The sequence below is a fragment of the Lacrimispora sphenoides genome (genome assembly GCF_900105215.1).
Taxonomy (GTDB): domain Bacteria; phylum Bacillota; class Clostridia; order Lachnospirales; family Lachnospiraceae; genus Lacrimispora; species Lacrimispora sphenoides_A.
On sequence record NZ_FOIP01000002.1, the window covers coordinates 684977 to 705963 of the forward strand.

Here is a 20987-nt window from a genome sequence, read left to right on the forward strand (position 1 = left end):
AGGGTTTTAGCGTTGGAAGAAATGAATGAAACACAAAATATTCAAGAGAAAACCGCGGAAAAAGCCCTGGCAGCTGGTAAGGTAAACAATGAAAAAGGAGGGAAGAAGGGCAAGAAAAAGGCCCTTCTTCTGATCCTGCTATTGCTTATCATTGCCGGTGCCGGTGGTGGATATTGGTGGTATACACACAATCAGGTGATGGATGCGACAACCAAATACTGGTTTGACAGGTTGGCTCAGGATGGTTCTTTGCAGGGAAAAACACCTACAGAAGTTCAGGGGATTCTAAACTCTGTTGTGGAAGAAGGTATGTTTAATGTATCCATGAATGCAAAAGCGATTTTCAATGATGCAAAAAGTGAAGGTTCTATTGGATTGGAGAATATTCCAGAGAACCGTTATTACTGTCGTGTGGTGATACGCAGAGATGACACAAATGAAGTGTTGTACGAGAGTCAGGGTATAAAACCGGGACAGTATATTGATAAGATAAAATTAAAGCAAAATCTTCCGGCTGGAAACTACGCTTGTACTGCACAGGTCATTGCGACCGATCCGGAGTCATTGGATGATATCGGGCAGGTTCAGGTAAAGATTCAGGTGAATGTACTTAATTAGGATATTAGAATGAAGAAAAAACGATTATTATTTTTGGGGCTGACTTTATCATGTCTGGCAGGAGCTGTTTTTTGCGGCTGGAATTTTTATCAGGAGATGAAACCCAGGGTTTTAGCAGAGCAGGTATATAACCAGATAAGAGAGAGGGCTTTCCGGGAATCCGATGCTGTGATGGATGGTAATAAAGATATTACGGCCGCGAATACATATACAAGAAAAAGGCCGGATTTTAAGACCTTGTTACAATGGAATCCGGATATTGCAGGCTGGATCTGGTCGCCGGGATCTGATATTGATTATCCTGTTGTACAGGGAACAGATAATGATTATTATCTGAATCATACAGCGGATGGTGAGAGAAGTATCATAGGCTCCATCTTCATGGAGAGCCAAAACCAGAAAGAGTTTCAGGATGATGTGACCGTTCTGTATGGTCATCATATCAGAGGAGGGCGGATGTTCTCCTCTCTTTCTGGTTATAAGACACAAAGTTATTATGAGGAGCATCCTGTTCTATATTTGTATACTCCGGATCAGGATTACCGGGTAGATTTATTTGCCGGAGAGGTACTGGATGGTCAAAAAGGGTCATTTCCATTAAAATTTGAAAGTGCAGATGCGCGGGAGAGATGGTTAAAAAAGCTTTTAGTTTCTTCGACGTTTAAAAGTCCGGTTGCAGTAGAAGAAATTGATCGAATATTGGCACTTTGTACATGCTCCTATGAATATAACAATGCCAGATATGTAGTATATGGAGTTTTAAGTGATATGGAGGAAGAACAGAATGAGAAATAAGAGTAAGATAATTCCACTGGTATGTTTGGCGGGCCTGACTGCTGTGCTGGTCACCGGCTGCGTAAAGAAACAGAGCTATGCAGAAGTATCTCCGGATATTGCAGACAGTTTTCCCATTAAAGCAGAACCGGCAGAGAATCCGCAGTTAGTAGAATCCAATGGACCTTACGCAATTCTCCATACAACGGCTGGAGATGTTACCATTCTGCTGTACCCGGAACAGGCTCCCAAAGCTGTAGAGAATTTTAGCGGTTTAGCAAAAGAAGGATACTACAATGGCAGTCTATTTTATTATGCAAAGCGTGGGGAGCTGACCCAGGGCGGAAAACCGGGAGATCCGGAAGCAGAGGAGAGAAGTCTTTGGGGGGATCCGTTTGAAGATGAGGTTGACAATGGACTGTATCATTTTAAAGGTGCGGTAGCAATGGCCGGAGACGGGGGCAATACCCGCAACAGTAACTTGAGCCAGTTTTATCTGCTTGTAAGAGAGGAAATCCCGGAAGATGACCGGATTATTCCGGCTAACTGCTATATGAATGACCTGATGAATCTGCGTCTGAAAGAATTGGAAGAGCTTGGCAAGGAAAAAGAGCTGAGTAAAGAAGAAATTCAAAAATTTGAGGACGATTTAAATGAAGAAATTCAGGCCATTGCAACCGATGGCATACCAAGTGAATATGAGGAAAAGTATGCACCTGTCGCAGCGCGGTACAGCCAGGTCGGAGGTGCCTGGGGGCTGGATTATGGTCATACGGTATTTGGCCAGATTGTAGAGGGACTGAATGTAGCAGAAGCAATTACCCAGGTAAAGGTATCGGCTGAAGAACGAAAGCCGAAGAAAGACGTGGTGATTGAGAGCGTTGAAATCGTTGATAAGATCATTGAATAAAAATATGAAAGCCATAATAGCCGGGCTGTTAATTACCCTTGCTTCCCTGCTCACCGCCGGCTGTTCACAAAGTGGCAGCAGGGAGAGTGCTTATCAGTTTGCAGAGGATGCAAAGGATGGAGAATATGTACTCCCAACCCATGGCCCGGGTCAAAATGAAGACCAAAAGGAACCTTCTTATTTTATGATCCAGGTGAATGCCAGTCCAAAGGTATCAAGGGGAGGCAAACGCTGCAATTTGATGATCGGAAATCCAACAGAGAATGAGCAGTATGTAAAGGTGAAATTAATTCTGGATGACACGGGGGAAGAATTGTTTTGTTCAGATATACTGAAGCCGGGAGAGCGAAATGCTTATGTAGATCTGGAACAGGTACCAGAAGCCGGGGAGCATACCGCTACTGCTGTATTCATGGTGTATGATCCGGAGAGTATGGAGCAGATTACAGAAGTTGATGCGGGGGTTTTATTGATTGTAGAATGAGGCTTTATTAAAGAATCACAACATATATCATAACCAATTGGATTGAATCATATATAAAGCGTAAAGTCTAAGCAATAGGCAATACGCTTTTTCTAATTATACAATTCCCCAATTATTCACTTCATGCAATTAAGCTGTGGTGACAAAATCTGTATAATTTCACTGTGGATAATTATGGATTGTATGTTAAAATATGGAGAGGATTTCTCTCCTGCTAAAATAGCGGGAGTCAACCTACTGCAACCGCCAGTGTCATGCCGTTCTGACATTGGCTCGTCGTTTTCGCATGAATCGTAAAGGGTGATGATGAGATGATTAGTTATGAATACATTGTATCGGACAAGCAGGGGCTTCACGCCATCAATGCTTTGAGGCTGAGCAAGGCGGCATCGGAATACGAGAGCCGTATAACCCTTAAAAGCAGGAAAGGCACAGCGGACTGTAAGAATGTACTCTCACTCATAAGTCTGGGAGCACGCCATGGAGAATGCCTGGAGTTTATTATAGAGGGACAGGATGAAAACAAGGCAATCGATTTCCTTAAAGAGTTTCTTCAGACCAATTTATAACAGAAACATGATATTTCCTAGCAATTAGGAAATAGATTTACCTCCAGACTCTTTCTTGACGGACTATAGTTAATATCAAAGAACCATCCGGTACGTTTGTACCGGATGGTTAAATATAAGAGAGGGGTTAAACTTATGGCAAAATTGGGTATTTCCGTTTATCCGGAACATTCTACCGAAGAAAAGGACATGGATTATATCAGAAAGGCAGGGAAATTGGGGTATAAGAGAATCTTTACCTGCCTCTTAAGCGTGGAGGAAAGCAGGGAAGAGGTAATCGGCCGTTTTCGGAGACTGGCGGATGAAGCTCACGCCTGCGGTATGGAGGTCATACCGGATGTGAGCCCTGCCGTATTCTCCCGGCTGGGAATCTCCTACGAGAACTTATCCGTATTTCAGGAAATGCATGTGGATGGCATCCGTCTGGACGAAGGTTTTGACGGTATGAAAGAAAGTCTTATGACTTATAACTCCCAGGGGCTTAAGATAGAGCTCAATGCAAGCACCAAGCTGGCGTATGTGGAGAATGTCATAGACCACCATCCGGATCGTGACAAGCTGATTACCTGCCACAATTTTTATCCGCAGAAGTATACAGGATTGAGCCTTAAACAATTTAATACCTGTAATGATAAGATGAAATCACTTGGGCTTAAGGTAGCAGCCTTTGTGTCCAGCAACGCGCCAGGAGCATACGGTCCTTGGCCTGTAAACGAAGGACTGTGTACTCTGGAGTTGCACCGTGGCCTTCCGATTGATTTTCAGGTGCGCCATCTGCTTGCTACCGGTATGATAGATGATGTGCTTATCGCCAATGCCTATGCTACTGATGAGGAACTCAAGGCTTGCGCCGACTTAAATACCAGCATTCTGACCTTTGGTATTCAATTGGAGAAAGAACTGACTCAGACCGAGCACCAGATCCTGGATTATGAACTCCGTCATGTGGTAAGAGGTGATTTGAACGACTATATGATCCGTTCCTCCGGCCCAAGAGTCACTTTTGCAGACCGGTCAATTCCTGCCGCCAATACCAGAGACTTAAAACCCGGCGATGTGGTTATATTAAATGATGGCTATCCCAAATATAAGGGAGAACTGCAAATCGTTACCAAAGACATGCCAAATGACGGCCGCAAGAACGTGATCGGTCATCTTCCTGAGTATGAACATGTTCTGCTGGATTACGCAAATCCATGGACGGTATTTGCATTCTGCATCCTCTAAACAAGGGATTTTACGGAAGAACAAAGCAAGAAAGGGAGTATTTTGACATGCAGAATCAAAGACAGGAGCAGCTGCTTACCATATTATCAGAGCTGGGAGACTGGATAACCAGCCGACGCCTGGCTGTTCTACTGCAGGTGTCGGACCGTACCATACGCTCTGATGTAGAATCCATTAACAGAAACATGACCCCGCCTCCCATAGAGTCGAATGTGCGGCGGGGTTACCGAATCTGTGAAAATGCCAGTCTGTCGCCTTTGCCGCCAAAAGAATCCAGGGGGACGGATATTCCCCAGACTCCGGGTGCCCGCTGCGCATATATGATTCAGAAGCTGTTATTCGAGGTGAAGGAACTGAACCTTACCCTTCTCCAGAGCCAGATCTATGTCAGCGGAGCCTCCATTGACAATGACTTAAAGCGTATACGCAAGATGCTGGAGCCCTATCCCGGTTTAAGGCTGGTCCGCAATAAGGAATGCATATCCTTAAAGGGGGATGAGGCCGGTAAACGGCGGTTTTACAGGGATTTACTGATGGCCGAGGTACAGGAGAATTTCCTCAACTTAAATATGCTGGCCAATCTATACAAAAGCTTCAACTTAATTGAGGTAAAGGACATATTCGTGGATGTACTGAAGGAATACGATTATTCCATTCATGAATCCATGTTTCCCATGCTGATCCTGCACGCCGGCACCAGCATTGAGAGAATGAACTGCGCCAACTACATCAGTATGGAAGAGGAGATACAGGGGTTAGAGGATACCATCGAGTACCAGATTTCAAAGGACTTTTTTGACCGCATTTCCAATCGCCTGCATATAAAGATCCATGAGGGAGAAGTGGGGATGTTCGCTCTGGTCGTCATGGGCAGAAAAGCTTCCAATTATACCGACGATTACGTGAATTTCGGCGGCAGGTGGTTGAGTACCAGGAAGCTGGTAGGCGAGGCCCTGGAGCAGATATACACTCTGTTCGGGCTGGATTTCCGGCAGGATGGGGATCTTGTTGCCGGCCTTAAGATGCACATCCACGGCCTGGTAGAGCGTGTCAGGAACCAGGTCCGTATGGAGGATGTGTTTGTGGAAGAGATCAAGCGCAAATACCCTCTGGTCTTCGAGATGGGCATCTACGTGGTGGAATTTCTGGAAGATAGGCTTAATACTCCCATATCCGATGCAGAGAGCTGCTATATCGCCCTTCATCTGGGAGCCGCCAGTGAGCGTATGAAAACAGAAAGAAAATATCATGCCGTAATGATCTTACCTCATAACCAGTCTTTTTCTGATATGTGCGTGAAGAAAATTTCCGATATGTTTCGTGAGAGGATGGAAGTGGTGAAGGTCTTTGGTTATTTTGAAGAGGAGGTAGTGTCTTCTCTGGATCCGGATCTTCTGCTCAGTACATTTCCCCTGGAACATAGGTTGAACGTAGAGACCGTCTCCATTAACTTATTCGTGGATTCCGAGACAGAGTCCAGGATTCTCCAAGCCATCAACCGGCTGGATAAGAAAGGATTCCGGCTGGAATTCTCCTCCCACATCGGCAGCTTAATCCGTCGGGAACATTACCATACAGAGGTGAACTGTACAAACCCGGAGGAAATTATCCGCATGCTGTGCTCTGGTCTGGTACAGGATGGGATTGTGGATCCGGAGTTTACTGATGTGGTATTAAAGAGGGAGCAGATGTCCCCAACCTCCTTTGTGAATACATTTGCGATTCCCCATGCGTTCGGAGCCTTTGCCGGGAATTCCACCATTGCGGTGGCCCAGCTTAAGAATCCAGTGAAATGGGGTGTCTTTGAGGTGCGGCTGGTGATGCTGTTTGCCATCAATATAGGGGATGCCAGGATGATTAAGATCTTCTTTGACTGGATATCCAACATCGTGAATCAGCCTGAGGAGCTGGCAAAATTGGCGGCTCCCTGCGGATATGAGGAATTTATCGACCGGATCATGGAGTGAATTTCCTAAGAGCTAGGAAATGCCTTTAAGGAAAAAAGTGAATATAAGCCTTATAATTATAATTAATTAAGGCAGCTTAAGTTAAGATGCAGCAAACAAAACGGTTTTGCTGCATTTTGCATATCATCAACACATTCAGGAGGCAGCAATATGTTAGAGGGATTAGAGACCATTTGCTTTAAAATCATATCCAATGTAGGCGGAGCAAGGTCCAGCTATATTGAGGCGATCCAGAAAGCAAAGCATGGGGATTTCGGTGGTGCCGGGGAATGCATGAAAGCCGGTCAGGATATGTTTCTGGCAGGACATGAGGCACACTTTGAACTGATCCAGAAAGAGGCCCAGGGTGAGCCGGTGGGCGGTTCCCTGATTCTGATCCATGCGGAAGACCAGCTTATGAGCGCGGAAGGATTCAAAATCATCGCAGAAGAGATGATTGCCAGCTACAGGAGGATCGTAGAGCTGGAAGAGAAGTTGGGGAGTAAATAATGGAAATAAAAAAAGCAAATAGCAAGGAGGATTTTACAATGAAACGAGTGTATTTATTCTGCAGTGCAGGTATGTCAACCAGCATGCTGGCAAGCAAGATGCAGAGCGTAGCCAACGAGCATAACCTTCCCATTGAAGTGGAAGCTTTCCCGGATGGCAAGATTGGACAGATCATCGATGAAAAGCATCCGGATGTGATCCTTTTGGGACCCCAGGTCAAGTACCGTTATGGTGAGATTGTGGAAAAGTTCGGAAGCAAAGGAATCCCGATTCAGGTCATTGACCAGACCGATTACGGCATGATGAATGGTGAGAAGGTCCTTAAATCAGCAATAAAACTTTTAAAAGCTTCCAAATAAGGCTATAAAAGCAGAACTTCCATAATAGCAAAAACAAATAAAAACGGGGGAATAACAATATGTTAAGTAAATTAGAGTCAATACTCATGCCTTTGGCAGAGCGAATCGGAAAGAACAAGTATCTTATTGCAATTCGTGACGGCTTCCTGCTGTCCATGCCGCTGTTAATCGTGGGTTCCTTTTTCCTGCTCATTGCCAATTTCCCGATTCCCGGGTGGACAAATTTCTGGGCAAGGTTCTTTGGGGAGAACTGGGATGCCTACTTTGCCAAGCCAACCGATGCCACGTTCTCAATCATGGCAATGCTGGCAGTCGTTGGAATCGGCTATTCCTTTTCCGAGCAGATGAAGGTAGATAAGCTGTTCGGCGCTGCCGTATCACTGGTATGCTGGTTCTTGATCATGCCTTATAAGATCATGGTAAATGATACTGCTGTATCCGGCATTCCACTGGGCTGGGTGGGTTCCAAGGGAATCTTCGTAGGAATTATTGTAGCATTCTTATCTGTGCACATCTACGCGTGGGTCAATAAAAAAGGGTGGATCATCAAGATGCCTGACGGTGTTCCTCCTACAGTAGCAAAGTCTTTCTCTGCCCTGATTCCTGCCGGAATTTCCGTGATGGTGTTCTTCATCATAAACATTATTTTTGCCATGACTCCATATGATAATGCATTCAACTTTGTGTTCACCATCCTGCAGACTCCTCTCCTTAAGCTGGGCAACACCCTTCCGGCTATGGTAATCGCTTATATCTTCCTCCATCTCTTCTGGTTCTTCGGAGTAAACGGCGGTTCCGTGGTAGGCGCGGTATTCAATCCCATCCTTCAAACCTTGTCTGCGGAGAACCTGGCTGCATTCCAGGCAGGCCAGCCGCTGCCAAATATTATATCCCAGCAGTTCCAGGATCTGTTTGCCACGTTTGGCGGCTGCGGCTCCACGTTGTCGCTGCTGATTGCAATGCTATTTTTCTGCCGCTCCAAGCGTATTAAGGAGTTAGGGAAACTGGCATTTATCCCTGGCCTGTTCGGAATTAATGAACCCATTGTGTTCGGCCTTCCCATCTTACTGAACCCAATGATACTCATTCCTTTCATGCTGGTGCCCACCATCAACATTGTAATTTCCTACTTCTGCATGAGCATCGGCCTGGTTCCTCTGTGCTCTGGTGTAGCAATCCCGTGGACCATGCCTGTGATCCTCTCCGGATTCCTTGCAACTGGTTGGCAGGGCGCCGTGCTTCAGTTCATTCTTCTTGTTCTGGGCGTATTCATCTATATGCCGTTCATCAAGATGATGGATAAACAGTACATGGAAGAAGAGTCCAGGAAAACTGAGAAAACCGATGATGACGATATTGATCTTAACGATCTTTCTTTTGATGATCTATAAAAAGAGGTGTACGGTATGAAGCTTATTATGATATATGACCAGATTCAGTCAGGACTTGGAACCAAGGACGACACCATGGTTCCCCTTACAGGGAAAAAAGAGCCCATCGGACCAGCAATTATGATGGAACCTTTCTTAAAACAGGTGGACGGACACATCATGGCCTGCCTGTGCTGTGGCAATGGCACTTACCTTGCTGATCCTAAGGAGGTCAGCCGCAAGCTTTGTGCCATGGTGAACAAGCTGCAGCCGGATGTGGTAATGTGCGGGCCAGCCTTTAACTATGCGGACTACGCGCAGATGTGCGCCAAAGTGGCCTGCGATATCAACTCCACCACCAAGGCAAAGGCATTTGCAGCCATGTCTGTGGAGAATGCGGATACCATTGCAGCTTATAAGGATAAAGTATCGATTGTGGAGACACCGAAAAAGGGCGGTCTGGGCCTTAATGATGCCTTAAGAAATATGTGCACTCTGGCCAGGGCCCTGGCCGACGGTGCGGACACTTCAGATCTGATTCATGAATTCTGTTTTAAATAAAAGGAGGCCTTTGCCATGTGGGGGATAATAGCAACCTGGCGTATGGCCGTAGAAGGGATTGCAAAGGGAGCTGAGATGCTAAAGGAATGCGGCGACGCAGGAGATGCCATCGAGTTGGCCATCCGTCAGGTGGAGGACTTCCCTTATTATAAATCCGTGGGCTACGGCGGACTGCCTAATGAGGAAATGGAAGTGGAAATGGACGCCGCCTATATGGATGGCAACACACTGGATATAGGAGCTGTGGCTGCTATCAGGGACTTTGCCAATCCGGTGTCCATTGCCAGACGCTTAAGCCGGGAGAAAGTCAACAGCATGCTGGTGGCTGAGGGGGCTGAGAAATTTGCCCACAAGGAAGGTTTTGAGCGCAAGAATATGTTGACAGACAGAGCCAGGGCACATTACAGGAATCGGGTAAAGGAGATGGCGGCCAAGGCAGCAGCTAAGGAGCTTAAACCTTATTCCGGCCATGACACCGTGGGTATGGCCTGCCTGGATGGGAACGGCAAGATGACGGCAGCCACCTCAACCAGCGGCCTGTTCATGAAGAAAAAGGGCCGGGTAGGCGATTCTCCTATATCCGGTTCCGGCTTCTATGCCGACAGCAAGAAAGGAGCTGCCAGCGCCACCGGCCTGGGGGAAGATCTGATGAAAGGCTGCATTTCTTATGAGATCGTCCGGCTTATGGGAGAAGGAATGCATCCTCAGGAAGCCTGTGAGACAGCGGTGAACCGTCTGGATGGGGAACTTCGGGAACGTCGGGGCGAAGCCGGTGACATATCCCTCATTGCCATGAATCCTAAGGGGGAGTGGGGTGTTGCCACAAATATTGAGGGATTTTCTTTCGCAGTGGTTACGGAGGAGCTGGAACCCACGGTTTACCTGGTAACCCGCGGGGAGGGCGGCCGCTGCACTTATAAGAAAGCCTCTGAGGAATGGATGGAAAATTATATGAAGACGCGTATGGCGCCCATAGAGGAATAAGATATGGGATATGGAACGATTGAAAATGAATCAGATAAGAAGATCCTGGATTGCGTGGACCGGTTAAAGGACCGGTTCATCAGCAGTGTCCAGGAGCTGGTACGCATTGACAGTGTGGAAAGGGAGGCCTGTGATGGGGCTCCCTTTGGCAATGGTGTGAAGCATGCATTGGAATGCGCCCTGGATATCAGCGGTCAGCTGGGATTTGACACCGTGAACCTGGATCAATATATGGGATATGCCCAGTATGGCGTGGGAGAAGACTATGTCTGCGCCATCGGTCATGTGGATGTGGTTCCGGCAGGAGAAGGCTGGAGGCAGCCGCCTTTTAACGGCTATCTGGAAAACGGAGTCATCTACAGCAGAGGAGTGCTGGACAATAAAGGACCAATCATGGCATGCCTCTATGGCCTGGCAGCCATTAAAGAGGCAGGACTTGCTCTTAAGAATCCAGTGCGCATCATCTTCGGATGCGACGAAGAATCCGGATTTGAGGATCTGAAGTATTATCTCTCAAAGGAGAGATCGCCCCTTTATGGATTTACACCGGACTGCAAGTATCCGGTGGTTTACAGCGAGCGGGGAAGAGCTGTGGTGCGGGTTACAGGCAGTATGGACCAGTTGGAGACATTCTTTGATTTTGTAAACAAATATTTTATCGGAACCAGGAATACAGGCGACCGGTTGGGGATTGATTTTAGCCATGAGGAATATGGCATGATGGAGATGCGGGGATATAAGCTGAGTGTAGCTCCGGACAGTCTCTGCGGGGGGAAACAGGCGGCTTTTGATGTGACATTAAGCTATCCGGGCGGCGCTACCATAGAGGTAATCATGAATCGCATCTGCATTAAGGCCGGGGCAGAGGGGCTTAATGCCGAACTCGTACAGAATTATGACCCGGTGGTATTTCCCAAAGACACTCCTATGGTTAAGGCCATGCAGGAGAGCTATGAACTGGTCACAGGCCAGGATGGTACCCCTGTAACCACCACAGGCGGCACTTATGCCAAAGCCATGCCGGGAATTGTCCCCTTTGGCCCAAGTTTCCCGGGTCAGAAAGGCATCAGTCACAATCCCAATGAGTGGATGAGTGTGGAAGACTTAATGACCAATGCTAAGATCTATGCACTAGCTCTGTACCGTCTGGGACAATTATAGCCTGCTTTTTACCAGCATTGGATAGCAGGAAGACAGGGGATAAAAAGAAGCTGTTGCTAAATAGATGAGAAATCTATATAGCGGCAGCTTTTTTTATTGCAGGATATATTGAAAGTTCCCTATTGATAGTCGGCAATATTTTAGATAGAATGAATCTGTCCCCTATTTTTTGTTAGATCTTAAGCACAGCAGCCTGTGAAGGTATAGGAATGTGCAGAAGGAGCGCTTATGGTTAAAATTGATTGCCTTGGTGATATGTGTCCGGTACCTGTCTTGAGACTAAAAAATGTTATGGATTCCATAAAAAAAGGTGAGGAATGCATGTTGGTTACGGATCATAGCTGCACAATTTCTAATATTAAATCGTTTTGCATTGCCAATCATTTGAAATATGATGCGGAAGAAGTCATTAACGGTGTATGGGAAGTCACCATTTCTGTTAACAAATAGTTTCTTTTAATATCGCTTCCATATACTTAATAAGTTTAGACGATTCATAATTGAGAGGAACACTGCCGGCATTTTTTATGGAATAATATTCATTATCAAACTCCAGGCATGGACATTCAACAATGCGGAGCTGTTTATTGTATAGTTCCTTTTTGATCGCCATGTAGGGAAGAAAAGCAAGCCCGAAACCATTAATCGCAGACAGCTTAATGGATTCCGTGGATTCAAGAGCATAAGGGATATGCAGCTGATTGATGCAGACTCCGTTTTTGTTCAGCATTTTATCCAGTACCTGCCTTGTTTTTTGGGCTTTTACCAGCATCAGCAGTGGATAATGATAAAGATCCTGGCAGTCTAACTGGGCAGGAACCTTCATTTTTTCTCCTGCAACCAGAAAAACACGATCGGTAAATACTTTTTTGGCAGATAGATTTTTATCCTTTGGCTTGCCTATGATGATTCCCATATCAGCAACGCCTTTTGATATTTTTTCCTCTATGATTCTGCTGGACATCATCTCCATATTAAGGATATATTCCGGATACTTGTTTTTTACATGGTAGAACGTGCATGGCAGGGCATAGGAATATACACAGGGAGAAGCGAGGATATGTACGGTTTTATTTTGATTCTGTGCGTTGGTGATATCAACCAGCATTCTGTCATAGGACGATAAAATCTCAAGAGCGCGGTTATAAACAATCATACCGATGTTAGTCGGAATCACACCTTGATAGTTCCGTTCAAAAAGCCGCGCACTGAATTCCTGTTCCATGACTCGCAGCTGCTGGCTTAATGCGGACTGGCTGATATTCATCTGTTCGGCAGTTTTTGATATGCTGCCGGATTCCACTATTTTTATAAACATTTTCAGGTTATGAATGTTCATATTACCCCGCCTTTCTGAATTTAACTATGAATCAGTCGTTCGAGCTGTTAAAAACTTAACAGTTCTTTTTTTGTTCTTTTATTATAGCAAATATAATTCGGTGTGGCTAGTGTGATAAAATAATGGGTTATAAGTAAATCTTATGACATATCAGATTCTTGGTTAACCGGATTCTGATAAGTATGGTATAATTTGAATTGTGATTTTGTTATAATATTAACAAATACTATTTTTAAGAAAGGGGGATTTACGTGTCAGAGGTTAACTCAAAAGTTGGTGGGGAAAGAGTGCGTAAGCCAAGAAAACCGAAAAAAAGCCAGATCCCATACGCAATTCTGGTTACAATCCTGATTATTGCTTTTGGATCTTATTTGGCAGGAGGGAGCAATAAGCTGCCTGTTTATTGGGGATTCGGTATTGCATTCGGGTATATCCTGCAGCGTTCACGTTTCTGCTTTACGGCAGCATTCCGTGATCCATGCATAACAGGAAGCACATCTGTTACAAGAGCAGTACTGGTTGCAGTTGCAGTTGGCAGCGTTGGTTTCTGGGCAATTAAGTATGCCGGTGTATTGGCAAATGCGGATTCCAATCTCAACATGGTTGGCGTAGCGCCTATCGGTTTACCCTTGGCTGTTGGTGCGGTTCTGTTTGGAATCGGAATGGTCATTGCCGGCGGCTGTGCATCCGGAACCTTGATGCGCGTTGGAGAGGGCTTTACCATGCAAATGCTGTCTTTGGTATTTTTCATAGCAGGCTCTTTCTGGGGTGCACATGATATGAACTTCTGGAGCAAATTCAATACAAATGCTCCGAAGATCTTTTTACCGGACGTGTTTGGCTGGTTTGGTGCAATCGTTGTACAGGGATTGATCATTGTGCTGTTATACATAGCGGCTGTCAAATGGCAGGAAAAGAAAATGGGAAGTGCAGAATAAAATAATTTAAAATTAAAGGAGATATAAAATGGCTGAATTTACATTAGATTGTCTGGGAGAGGCTTGTCCAGTCCCGCTTATGAAAACTGAGAAAAAAATCAATGAGTTATCCGTAGGAGACGTTCTGGCTGTATCCATCGATCACAGCTGCGCAATGAAGAATATTCCTGAGTGGGCAAGAAAACAGGGACATAACGTAGAAATTGAAGAAGTAGATGATGGAGAATGGGAAATTGTCATCGAGAAGACGAAGTAGATAACTTCCGTGAAAGCAGGTGAATAAATTGAAACAATTTTTTATTAAGCTTGGCGATCATCCCATTTACAAAAAGCTGTTAAAAGAACCCTTAACATACGTGGCCGGTGCTGTATTGCTTGCAGTATTTCAAATTGCCCATTTTGCAGCTCTTGGCAGCGGCTGGGGCGTAACAAGCGCATTTGCCAACTGGGGCACCTGGATCTACAAGGCTCTTGGCGGTGACGCAAGCGGCTGGGTATATTATGCCTCAGAAAAGATGCAGAAGGAACTAAATACCAGCTTTCTGGCAGACGGTGCTTCCATCCGCAATCTGGGCATTGTACTGGGTGCTTTTGCGGCAACGTTATTTGCATCACAGTTTAAGATCAAGAAGATCAAGTCTTTACGTCAGGTAATAGCGGCTATTCTTGGTGGTTTGTTAATGGGCTATGGAGCAAGACTTGCAAATGGTTGTAATATAGGAGCGTTATTTACCGCAATTTCATCCTTTTCCTTATCCGGATGGGTATTCGGTGCGTTTCTGCTGGTAGGAGCTTTTCTGGGAAGCAAATTATTAGCCAAATATTTTATGTAATTTGTAATCATGGGGCGATCATATTTGATTGCCCCTATAAAAATATAAGAATATTCAGAGAGGAACAGGTTGCAATGACTAAAAAAACAGAATCATATGACGTTGTAATTATAGGGGGCGGAGCAGCCGGCTTAACTGCAGGAATATATTGCGGCAGAGCCAAGCTGAAAACATTGATCATAGAAAAAACTTTGGTAGGCGGGCTTGCCACATATACCAATGAAATAGAGAACTATCCCGGTTTTCCGGATGGGGCGACAGGCCTTGGACTGATGGAATTATTTCATAAACAGGCTAAAAAGTTCGGTGTGGAGTTTAAATTAACTGATGTAAAATCCGTATCTCTGCAAGGAGATATCAAGCAGGTAGAGACGTTTCGTACCATTTACCAGGCAAAGGTTGTAATTGTCGGAAGCGGCGGCAAGCCACGTTTGACCGGTGCAAAAAATGAGGATTTATATCTTTATGACAAAGGAATCTCTTTCTGTGCCACCTGTGACGCAGCGGCAAACACCGGAAAGACTGTTATGGTCATCGGAAGCGGAGATGCAGCCATTGAAGAAGGGATATTTTTAACTAAATTTGCAGATAAAGTTTTGGTATCTGTTATGCATGAGAATGGCAAAATGGACTGCAACGAGATTGCAAAGGCACAGGCACTGGCAAATCCGAAAATGGAATTTATCTGGAATACGGTTGTAGACAGCTTTGAAGGAGACGAAAGACTGAACACAGTTGTGTTAAAAAATGTGAAAACAGAGGAAAAAGTTCCCGTTCACGTGGACAGCTGTTTCCTTTTTATCGGCTATCTGCCAAATACAGAAATATTCCGTGATATCCTGGACATGAACCGAGGCGGTTATCTGTTAACAAATGAACGGATGGAGACAAACATCCCCGGAGTATTTGCAGTGGGAGATGTACGGGACAAATACTTAAAGCAGGTTGCAACAGCGGTAGGAGACGGTGCCGTTGCCGGATACGGCGCAGAAAAATATGTATCGGAATGTGAAATATTTGAAAAGCAGATTATGAATGAAGGAAAATCTTCACTGGTATACATATATAATGCAATCGACCCTCAAGCTAGAGAACTGCTGCCGGTTTTCAAAGAGTTTGAACAGGATCACAGCGATATCCGGGTATCCTGCATCGACGTTTATAAATCAGATGGCATTGCAAAACGACTTGATGTTGAGAGTACTCCCTGTTTCGTCTGGATCAAAGATGGTCAGATTAAGGAGAAGTATTACGGTGAAATAACTCCGGAGCGCATAAACAGCATTTGCAAATAGAAAAAAACAATTGATCAGGTTCTTATTGAAACGTCCTGCGGCCAGTTTGGCCCAGGGCGTATTTTTTTTGTTGTACATAGTAAGTGTTTATGATAAATTTGGTGGAATGTAAGATAAAAAGAAAAATGCCCCAAAATTAAATTTTGGGACATTTTTCGTACTTAGGGTTAAGCTGTTAACAACACATCGCTAACAGCTAAACTGTTATTTCCGCATTGCCATCCATAGCTTGACACCTCCGTCTATAATGATGTGTTTTTGAACACAATGTTATTATGAGCATAATCCAAAAAAATATGATGGAAATATTTAGAAAATAAAAAAATGCAGGGACAGACAGCAAATTAAGTTGTCAACTTTGTTTAACCTCATCAAATACCGGAGCGGATTTCAAAAATCAATAGACTGCAAAAGAAAAACTCTGAAATTATTAACTTTCGGCATCTTGCGTGATATACTATATTTTATCACATTTGGCAATGATTTCAGGAATAAGATTATATTGGAAGCAGAGGAGAATGATGAAACTTTATAGCAAATATTTCAGAAGATATAAAAAGCCGTTTTTCATAGCCGTTTTGTGCGTGACGCTGGAAGCGGTCTGCGATTTGCTTGGACCGACGCTGATGTCACATATCGTAAACAGCGGAATTGAAAAAGGCTCTCTGACAGGGGTTTATCACTGGGGCATGCTGATGCTCCTTGTAACTTTGATAGGCGCTTGCTTTGCTGTAGCGCGAAATATTTTGGCAAGTCATGTTTCTCAAAGAATGGGAGCGGATTTACGGGCAGACTTATTTGAGAAAATCATGTTTTTTTCGGAAGTAAGTGCAGATAAGATTGAAAGCGGTTCGCTCATAACCAGGATGACAAATGATACCTCTCAAATTATACAATTTGTAAATGGAATGATGCGTATTTTCCTTAAGGCTCCTGTTGTCTGTATCGGCAGCATGGTACTGGCAAGCCTGCTCAATATCCGGCTCAGTCTCATCATATATGGAGTAGTAGCTGTTGTTACCATATTAATTTATTTTAGCATGAAAATCAGCTATTCAAGATTCTACCAGCTGCAAAAGGCTATGGATCAGGTTAATTCAAAGGTACAGGAATACTTGATCGGTGTGCGGCTCGTCAAAGCATTTGGTACTTTTGGAAAGGAAAAAGATAAATTTGAAGAGGCCAACGAGAATTTAATGCAGAAAGGAATCTCCACCCAAATGGTCATTACAGTCATCTCACCTCTTTTAACATTGGCTGTGGGAATCGGAACAGCTGTTGTGATTTATATTGGCAGCAGACTATTTACAATGGACCTTGCGAATACAGGGGATATTACGGCGTTTACAATCTATATGGCACAGATACTTTCCTCTCTGATTATGATAACGAATGTATTTACCATGTTCGTCCGTACCAAAGCTTCTACGGCCCGGATTGGTGAAGTTTTTGACTGTGAAGAAGATTGTTTAAGAAGTTATGAAAATAGAAAACTGAGTGGGAAAATCACCTTTGAAAATGTTACCTTCGCCTATCCAAACGGCAGCGGGATTCCGGCAATCAAAGATCTTTCTTTCTCTGTAAACAGCGGGGAAAGCCTTGCGATTATCGGCCCCACCGGGAGCGGAAAATCAACGATTACCTGGCTTCTGCTTCGTTTTTATGATGTGGACAGCGGAAAAATAATTCTGGACGATTACGAGATTAAAATGCTGGGTGCGGATGAAGTCCGAAGTAATGTAGCGGTGGTTCCGCAGAAACCGGTGCTGTTTTCGGGATCAGTAGCGGATAATCTTAAATGGGGGGATAAACACGCCGCCATTAATGAGCTGCGGCAGGCTGCCGATAAAGCACAGGCAGACTTTATCATGCAGATGCCTGATGGTTATGATAGTATTCTTGGAAGCGGCGGAGTTAATTTATCCGGAGGGCAGAAGCAGCGTCTTTCCATCGCCAGAGGGATCCTGAAAAATGCTTCTATACTGATTTTAGATGACGCGACCAGTGCGCTTGATGCCGTTACCGAGGCAAAGGTACGGGAAGGTCTTAAGGATAAAGAATTAAAACAGACTGTGATTATGATCACACAACGCTGCGGAACTGCCATGTCTGCGGATAAAATTCTGGTTATGGAGAATGGCCGGAAGGTGGGTTTTGGCACTCATAAAGAATTACTGGAGTCCTGTGAAGTTTACCAGGATATCTATCACACACAGATTGAAAGCGGTAGGGAGGCATAACGTATGGCAGAAAAATACAGTCAGCAACAGCCAAAAGTACCGACGATGAGTCAGCGTCCGGGAGGCGGAAGGAATCGTTTTGCTCCGACTGCAAAACCCAAGAATGCAAAAGGAACGCTGCTTCGGATTGTTAAAATCTATATGCGGTGGGGGAAGACCATATTTGTGGCAATCCTTCTGACCATCCTCTCTTCCTTGATATCAGTAGCGATTCCATATTATGTGGGTAAAACCTTCAATACCTTTGATATCACGAACAGGAGTGTGGACTCCGCCAAGCTGGTTTCACTTCTTATCATCATATTAAGTTTCTATCTGATCAACTGGCTGCTTAATTTAATTAATGGTGTAATGATGCTGCGGATCTCCCAGAAGCTGGTTTTTACGCTTCGTACAGAATTCTTTGAGAAAATGCAGAAGCTTCCCCTTGAATTTTACGACACTCGGTCTCATGGGGATACCATGAGCAGAATTACAAATGACGTGGACAATATCAGTTCCACCATTGCGCAGACAACAACACAACTGATCTCCAGCATCTTAACCCTGGTGGGTTCTCTGGCAGTCATGATCCGTTTGAACCTGCCGCTTACCTTTATGGTTCTGCTGTGCGTGCCGTTAGTTTCCTTATTGACAAAAACAATTGCCACCAAAAGCCGTGTTTATTTTTTGGCACAGCAGAGAAGCCTTGGAGCACTAAACGGTGTCATCGAGGAGAACATTCTTGGTTTAAAAATGGTGAAAGCCTTTGATAGACAAGAGGATATTATTCAGCAGTTTAAAGAAATCAACGAGCGCTTATGTGAAAGCAGCAGTAAAGCCCAGGTTTGGTCCGGGTATATGATGCCATTAATGAATGTCATTAATAATTTTGTATTTGCTGTTGTTGCAATCTTAGGTGGTATCTTATCGGTAAGCTATGGCCTGAAAGTAGGTACGGTAGTGAGCTTTTTAAGTTATTCAAAGCAGTTTGCACAACCGCTTAATTCGGTGGCAGGAATGTTTAATACGATACAATCTGCACTGGCAGGAGCCGAGCGGGTTTTTGAAATATTGGATCATGAGGAAGAAACTGAAGATCATATGGATGCGGTTGAGATCCAACATCCGGTCGGAGAAGTTTCCTTTCATAATGTGTGTTTTTCTTATGATAAAACAAAGCCGATTCTAAAAAACATAAGTTTTCACGTAAATCCAGGAGAGGTCATTGCATTAGTCGGAGAAACAGGTGCTGGTAAAACAACAATTGTCAATCTTTTAACAAGGTTTTATGATGCGGATGGCGGTGAAATCATGATTGATAAGGTACCTATTACCCATATCAAACGGGACAATTTAAGAAGATGCTTCTCCGTTGTGCTTCAGGATACCAGTCTCTTTAGCGGAACGATCATGGACAATATCCGTTACTCTAAGAATGATGCCACGGAGGAAGAAGTGATCCAAGCGGCTAAAATTGCCCATGCCCACGATTTTATCGATAAACTTCCGAAAGGTTATGAGACGAATGTCTCCGCAGCTACCGATAATTTAAGTCAGGGACAGAGACAGCTGATATCCATTGCAAGAGCCGTTCTATGTGACAGCCCAATTTTGATCCTTGATGAAGCAACAAGCAGTGTTGATACCAAGACGGAAAAGGAGATACAAAAGGCCTTGGTCAGACTCATGCAGAACCGGACCAGCTTTTTGATAGCCCATCGTCTTTCAACAATCCGCGATGCGGACCACATCATGGTAATTGGTGAAGGGCAGATCCTGGAAAATGGAAATCACCAAAGTCTGATGAACGAGAAAGGCCGGTATTATGAAATGGTTATGAGTCAGATGGGGAAGTCACTCCAAATGTAGTGATTACAGGCGAGACCACGCAGCAGTATCTTCCCAATTCACTATTCAGTTTCCTTATTACGCAGTTTTGCTTGAATGTATTCGCTGGGAGTCATCGTTGTATATTTTTTAAAAACAGTTGAGAAATAGCTGCTGGTATTAAAATTCAACTGCATGGCCACCTCTGTTACAGGGATATCCTTGAGAAGCAGCATTTTTGAAAAGTTAATTTTTTTCTTATTGATATAATTCCGCGGAGAGATGCCTACAATCCGCCTGAATTTCTGTTTAAACTGTGAGACGGACAGATTACAGATTCCAGCCAGGGTATGCAGTGATAATTCTTCCGTGACGTGATCTTCCACATACTGGACTGCTGCTTCGATATCATGGGTCAGATAATATCTGTCCTCTTTGGAGGCCGCGATCATTAACTGGAAGAAGATAATCAGATATCCGGCAATGAGCAGGTGGCTTCCTTCGGACAGGGCCAGCTCAAAGGCTTTATCTAGCAGGGGACGGGTTTCCTTGATATCCGTGGATATGATATGTCTCTTTATGTTTTTTAAATCTTGGATCAATTGTTTTGCAGTTTCCTCATTTAAAAATAACAGTTTTTTTGGATCGCTGATATCGACCTGAAGCCGGTACTGCTCATTCAGGGAAACGGGGATTTCTTTTGTGCCGTGGACTTCGCCAGGAAAAGAAATAAAGATATTTCCACCGGATACTTCACATTCAGACTCCTGCATATGAAAGGAAAAGCTTCCCTTGGATATAAAGGTAAATTCAAACGCATTCTCATGATAATGCGGGATAAGAGGAAAGATCGTGTTGTGGATATTGTGCATGGCAAACAGCCGTATACCCGGCAAGTTCAGTTCCTGCTGCGTCAGTACGATACGGTCTTTTGAATAGATATATTTATCATGCCGGCTGATCGGTGAATCCATGGCTATGCCTCCCTGGGTTTAAAATTGTACAGTGTACTATTTAAATTGTAATATAAAATTGCAATAGTTACAATACATAGTTTTTT

Annotated in this window: 22 protein-coding genes; 20 read left to right on the plus strand and 2 right to left on the minus strand. The window is 44.3% G+C overall.

Translation table 11 applies throughout. From position 1 onward, the window contains the following. Nucleotides 1–12 precede the first annotated feature (12 nt). The 14 genes from BMW45_RS19940 to BMW45_RS20005 all read left to right on the plus strand — a co-directional run bounded on the left by BMW45_RS19940 (nucleotide 13) and on the right by BMW45_RS20005 (nucleotide 11923). Nucleotides 13–618, plus strand: coding sequence for a hypothetical protein (locus BMW45_RS19940; protein WP_025232339.1), 606 nt, complete (start codon nucleotides 13–15; stop codon nucleotides 616–618). Nucleotides 619–627: 9 nt separating this feature from the next. Next, nucleotides 628–1413: a class B sortase gene (gene srtB, locus BMW45_RS19945; protein ID WP_092248092.1), complete on the plus strand. Its 786-nt coding sequence runs from the start codon at nucleotides 628–630 to the stop codon at nucleotides 1411–1413. Beyond that, nucleotides 1403–2302, plus strand: a complete 900-nt coding sequence (locus BMW45_RS19950; RefSeq protein ID WP_092248094.1) for a peptidylprolyl isomerase — start codon at nucleotides 1403–1405, stop codon at nucleotides 2300–2302. The genes srtB and BMW45_RS19950 overlap by 11 nt, the downstream gene beginning before the upstream one ends. A gap of 4 nt (nucleotides 2303–2306) precedes the next feature. Then, on the plus strand, nucleotides 2307–2786 hold the full coding sequence (locus tag BMW45_RS19955) for a hypothetical protein (protein ID WP_143057070.1): 480 nt from the start codon (nucleotides 2307–2309) through the stop codon (nucleotides 2784–2786). A gap of 311 nt (nucleotides 2787–3097) precedes the next feature. After that, entirely contained in the window at nucleotides 3098–3355 is a 258-nt protein-coding gene (locus tag BMW45_RS19960; protein WP_092248098.1) for an HPr family phosphocarrier protein, read from the plus strand. Between the two features lie 135 nt (nucleotides 3356–3490). Continuing rightward, nucleotides 3491–4582 (plus strand): DUF871 domain-containing protein, encoded by a 1092-nt coding sequence (locus BMW45_RS19965; RefSeq protein ID WP_092248100.1) that lies wholly within the window; start codon nucleotides 3491–3493, stop codon nucleotides 4580–4582. Between the two features lie 47 nt (nucleotides 4583–4629). Continuing rightward, the gene (locus BMW45_RS19970; protein WP_092248103.1) at nucleotides 4630–6549 is read left to right on the plus strand and encodes a BglG family transcription antiterminator; all 1920 of its coding nucleotides are present in this window, start codon (nucleotides 4630–4632) and stop codon (nucleotides 6547–6549) included. A gap of 150 nt (nucleotides 6550–6699) precedes the next feature. Then, nucleotides 6700–7038, plus strand: a complete 339-nt coding sequence (locus tag BMW45_RS19975; protein WP_025232346.1) for a PTS sugar transporter subunit IIA — start codon at nucleotides 6700–6702, stop codon at nucleotides 7036–7038. Nucleotides 7039–7076: 38 nt separating this feature from the next. Beyond that, nucleotides 7077–7397, plus strand: a complete 321-nt coding sequence (locus BMW45_RS19980) for a PTS sugar transporter subunit IIB (protein WP_025232347.1) — start codon at nucleotides 7077–7079, stop codon at nucleotides 7395–7397. A 59-nt stretch (nucleotides 7398–7456) separates the two neighbouring features. After that, a complete protein-coding gene (gene celB, locus BMW45_RS19985) occupies nucleotides 7457–8788 on the plus strand; it encodes a PTS cellobiose transporter subunit IIC (protein WP_092248106.1) in 1332 nt (443 codons plus the stop codon). Between the two features lie 15 nt (nucleotides 8789–8803). Continuing rightward, nucleotides 8804–9328 carry a GrdB-related putative oxidoreductase gene (locus BMW45_RS19990; RefSeq protein ID WP_092248109.1) on the plus strand — a complete coding sequence of 175 codons (525 nt, stop codon included), beginning with the start codon at nucleotides 8804–8806 and terminating at the stop codon, nucleotides 9326–9328. A 15-nt stretch (nucleotides 9329–9343) separates the two neighbouring features. Further along, on the plus strand, nucleotides 9344–10312 hold the full coding sequence (locus BMW45_RS19995) for a N(4)-(beta-N-acetylglucosaminyl)-L-asparaginase (protein WP_092248112.1): 969 nt from the start codon (nucleotides 9344–9346) through the stop codon (nucleotides 10310–10312). Nucleotides 10313–10315: 3 nt separating this feature from the next. Then, the gene (locus BMW45_RS20000) at nucleotides 10316–11473 is read left to right on the plus strand and encodes a Sapep family Mn(2+)-dependent dipeptidase (protein WP_092248115.1); all 1158 of its coding nucleotides are present in this window, start codon (nucleotides 10316–10318) and stop codon (nucleotides 11471–11473) included. Nucleotides 11474–11701: 228 nt separating this feature from the next. Then, nucleotides 11702–11923, plus strand: coding sequence for a sulfurtransferase TusA family protein (locus BMW45_RS20005; RefSeq protein WP_092248118.1), 222 nt, complete (start codon nucleotides 11702–11704; stop codon nucleotides 11921–11923). Here the strand turns inward: BMW45_RS20005 and BMW45_RS20010 are convergent. After that, the gene (locus BMW45_RS20010; protein WP_092248121.1) at nucleotides 11913–12812 is read right to left on the minus strand and encodes a LysR family transcriptional regulator; all 900 of its coding nucleotides are present in this window, start codon (nucleotides 12810–12812) and stop codon (nucleotides 11913–11915) included. The genes BMW45_RS20005 and BMW45_RS20010 overlap by 11 nt on opposite strands. Before the next feature lie 251 nt (nucleotides 12813–13063). Between BMW45_RS20010 and BMW45_RS20015 the strand changes: the two genes are divergently transcribed. From BMW45_RS20015 to BMW45_RS20040, 6 genes are all read left to right on the plus strand, one after another. Continuing rightward, entirely contained in the window at nucleotides 13064–13750 is a 687-nt protein-coding gene (locus BMW45_RS20015) for a YeeE/YedE thiosulfate transporter family protein (protein WP_092248124.1), read from the plus strand. A 28-nt stretch (nucleotides 13751–13778) separates the two neighbouring features. Beyond that, the gene (locus BMW45_RS20020) at nucleotides 13779–14006 is read left to right on the plus strand and encodes a sulfurtransferase TusA family protein (protein ID WP_025232355.1); all 228 of its coding nucleotides are present in this window, start codon (nucleotides 13779–13781) and stop codon (nucleotides 14004–14006) included. Between the two features lie 19 nt (nucleotides 14007–14025). Further along, nucleotides 14026–14583, plus strand: coding sequence for a YeeE/YedE thiosulfate transporter family protein (locus tag BMW45_RS20025; RefSeq protein WP_310579650.1), 558 nt, complete (start codon nucleotides 14026–14028; stop codon nucleotides 14581–14583). A gap of 74 nt (nucleotides 14584–14657) precedes the next feature. After that, on the plus strand, nucleotides 14658–15878 hold the full coding sequence (locus BMW45_RS20030; protein WP_092248127.1) for an FAD-dependent oxidoreductase: 1221 nt from the start codon (nucleotides 14658–14660) through the stop codon (nucleotides 15876–15878). Between the two features lie 518 nt (nucleotides 15879–16396). Further along, nucleotides 16397–18118: an ABC transporter ATP-binding protein gene (locus tag BMW45_RS20035; RefSeq protein ID WP_330390832.1), complete on the plus strand. Its 1722-nt coding sequence runs from the start codon at nucleotides 16397–16399 to the stop codon at nucleotides 18116–18118. A gap of 3 nt (nucleotides 18119–18121) precedes the next feature. Continuing rightward, on the plus strand, nucleotides 18122–19969 hold the full coding sequence (locus BMW45_RS20040; RefSeq protein ID WP_092248132.1) for an ABC transporter ATP-binding protein: 1848 nt from the start codon (nucleotides 18122–18124) through the stop codon (nucleotides 19967–19969). 41 nt (nucleotides 19970–20010) lie between these two features. Here the strand turns inward: BMW45_RS20040 and BMW45_RS20045 are convergent, their stop codons facing one another. Further along, nucleotides 20011–20901 carry a helix-turn-helix transcriptional regulator gene (locus BMW45_RS20045; protein ID WP_092248135.1) on the minus strand — a complete coding sequence of 297 codons (891 nt, stop codon included), beginning with the start codon at nucleotides 20899–20901 and terminating at the stop codon, nucleotides 20011–20013. Between the last annotated feature and the right edge of the window lie 86 nt (nucleotides 20902–20987).

Excerpts from the sequence above, each read along its gene's own strand:
- BMW45_RS19965 (WP_092248100.1), top strand. The coding sequence starts at position 3,491 with ATGGCAAAATTGGGTATTTCCGTTTATCCGGAACATTCTACCGAAGAA.
- BMW45_RS20045 (WP_092248135.1), bottom strand. The coding sequence starts at position 20,901 with ATGGATTCACCGATCAGCCGGCATGATAAATATATCTATTCAAAAGAC.
- BMW45_RS20010 (WP_092248121.1), bottom strand. The coding sequence starts at position 12,812 with ATGAACATTCATAACCTGAAAATGTTTATAAAAATAGTGGAATCCGGC.
- BMW45_RS19955 (WP_143057070.1), top strand. The coding sequence starts at position 2,307 with ATGAAAGCCATAATAGCCGGGCTGTTAATTACCCTTGCTTCCCTGCTC.
- BMW45_RS19980 (WP_025232347.1), top strand. The coding sequence starts at position 7,077 with ATGAAACGAGTGTATTTATTCTGCAGTGCAGGTATGTCAACCAGCATG.
- BMW45_RS19975 (WP_025232346.1), top strand. The coding sequence starts at position 6,700 with ATGTTAGAGGGATTAGAGACCATTTGCTTTAAAATCATATCCAATGTA.
- BMW45_RS20035 (WP_330390832.1), top strand. The coding sequence starts at position 16,397 with ATGATGAAACTTTATAGCAAATATTTCAGAAGATATAAAAAGCCGTTT.
- BMW45_RS20000 (WP_092248115.1), top strand. The coding sequence starts at position 10,316 with ATGGGATATGGAACGATTGAAAATGAATCAGATAAGAAGATCCTGGAT.
- BMW45_RS20030 (WP_092248127.1), top strand. The coding sequence starts at position 14,658 with ATGACTAAAAAAACAGAATCATATGACGTTGTAATTATAGGGGGCGGA.
- BMW45_RS20005 (WP_092248118.1), top strand. The coding sequence starts at position 11,702 with ATGGTTAAAATTGATTGCCTTGGTGATATGTGTCCGGTACCTGTCTTG.
- BMW45_RS20040 (WP_092248132.1), top strand. The coding sequence starts at position 18,122 with ATGGCAGAAAAATACAGTCAGCAACAGCCAAAAGTACCGACGATGAGT.
- srtB (WP_092248092.1), top strand. The coding sequence starts at position 628 with ATGAAGAAAAAACGATTATTATTTTTGGGGCTGACTTTATCATGTCTG.
- BMW45_RS19960 (WP_092248098.1), top strand. The coding sequence starts at position 3,098 with ATGATTAGTTATGAATACATTGTATCGGACAAGCAGGGGCTTCACGCC.
- celB (WP_092248106.1), top strand. The coding sequence starts at position 7,457 with ATGTTAAGTAAATTAGAGTCAATACTCATGCCTTTGGCAGAGCGAATC.
- BMW45_RS20020 (WP_025232355.1), top strand. The coding sequence starts at position 13,779 with ATGGCTGAATTTACATTAGATTGTCTGGGAGAGGCTTGTCCAGTCCCG.
- BMW45_RS19970 (WP_092248103.1), top strand. The coding sequence starts at position 4,630 with ATGCAGAATCAAAGACAGGAGCAGCTGCTTACCATATTATCAGAGCTG.
- BMW45_RS19995 (WP_092248112.1), top strand. The coding sequence starts at position 9,344 with ATGTGGGGGATAATAGCAACCTGGCGTATGGCCGTAGAAGGGATTGCA.
- BMW45_RS19950 (WP_092248094.1), top strand. The coding sequence starts at position 1,403 with ATGAGAAATAAGAGTAAGATAATTCCACTGGTATGTTTGGCGGGCCTG.
- BMW45_RS19990 (WP_092248109.1), top strand. The coding sequence starts at position 8,804 with ATGAAGCTTATTATGATATATGACCAGATTCAGTCAGGACTTGGAACC.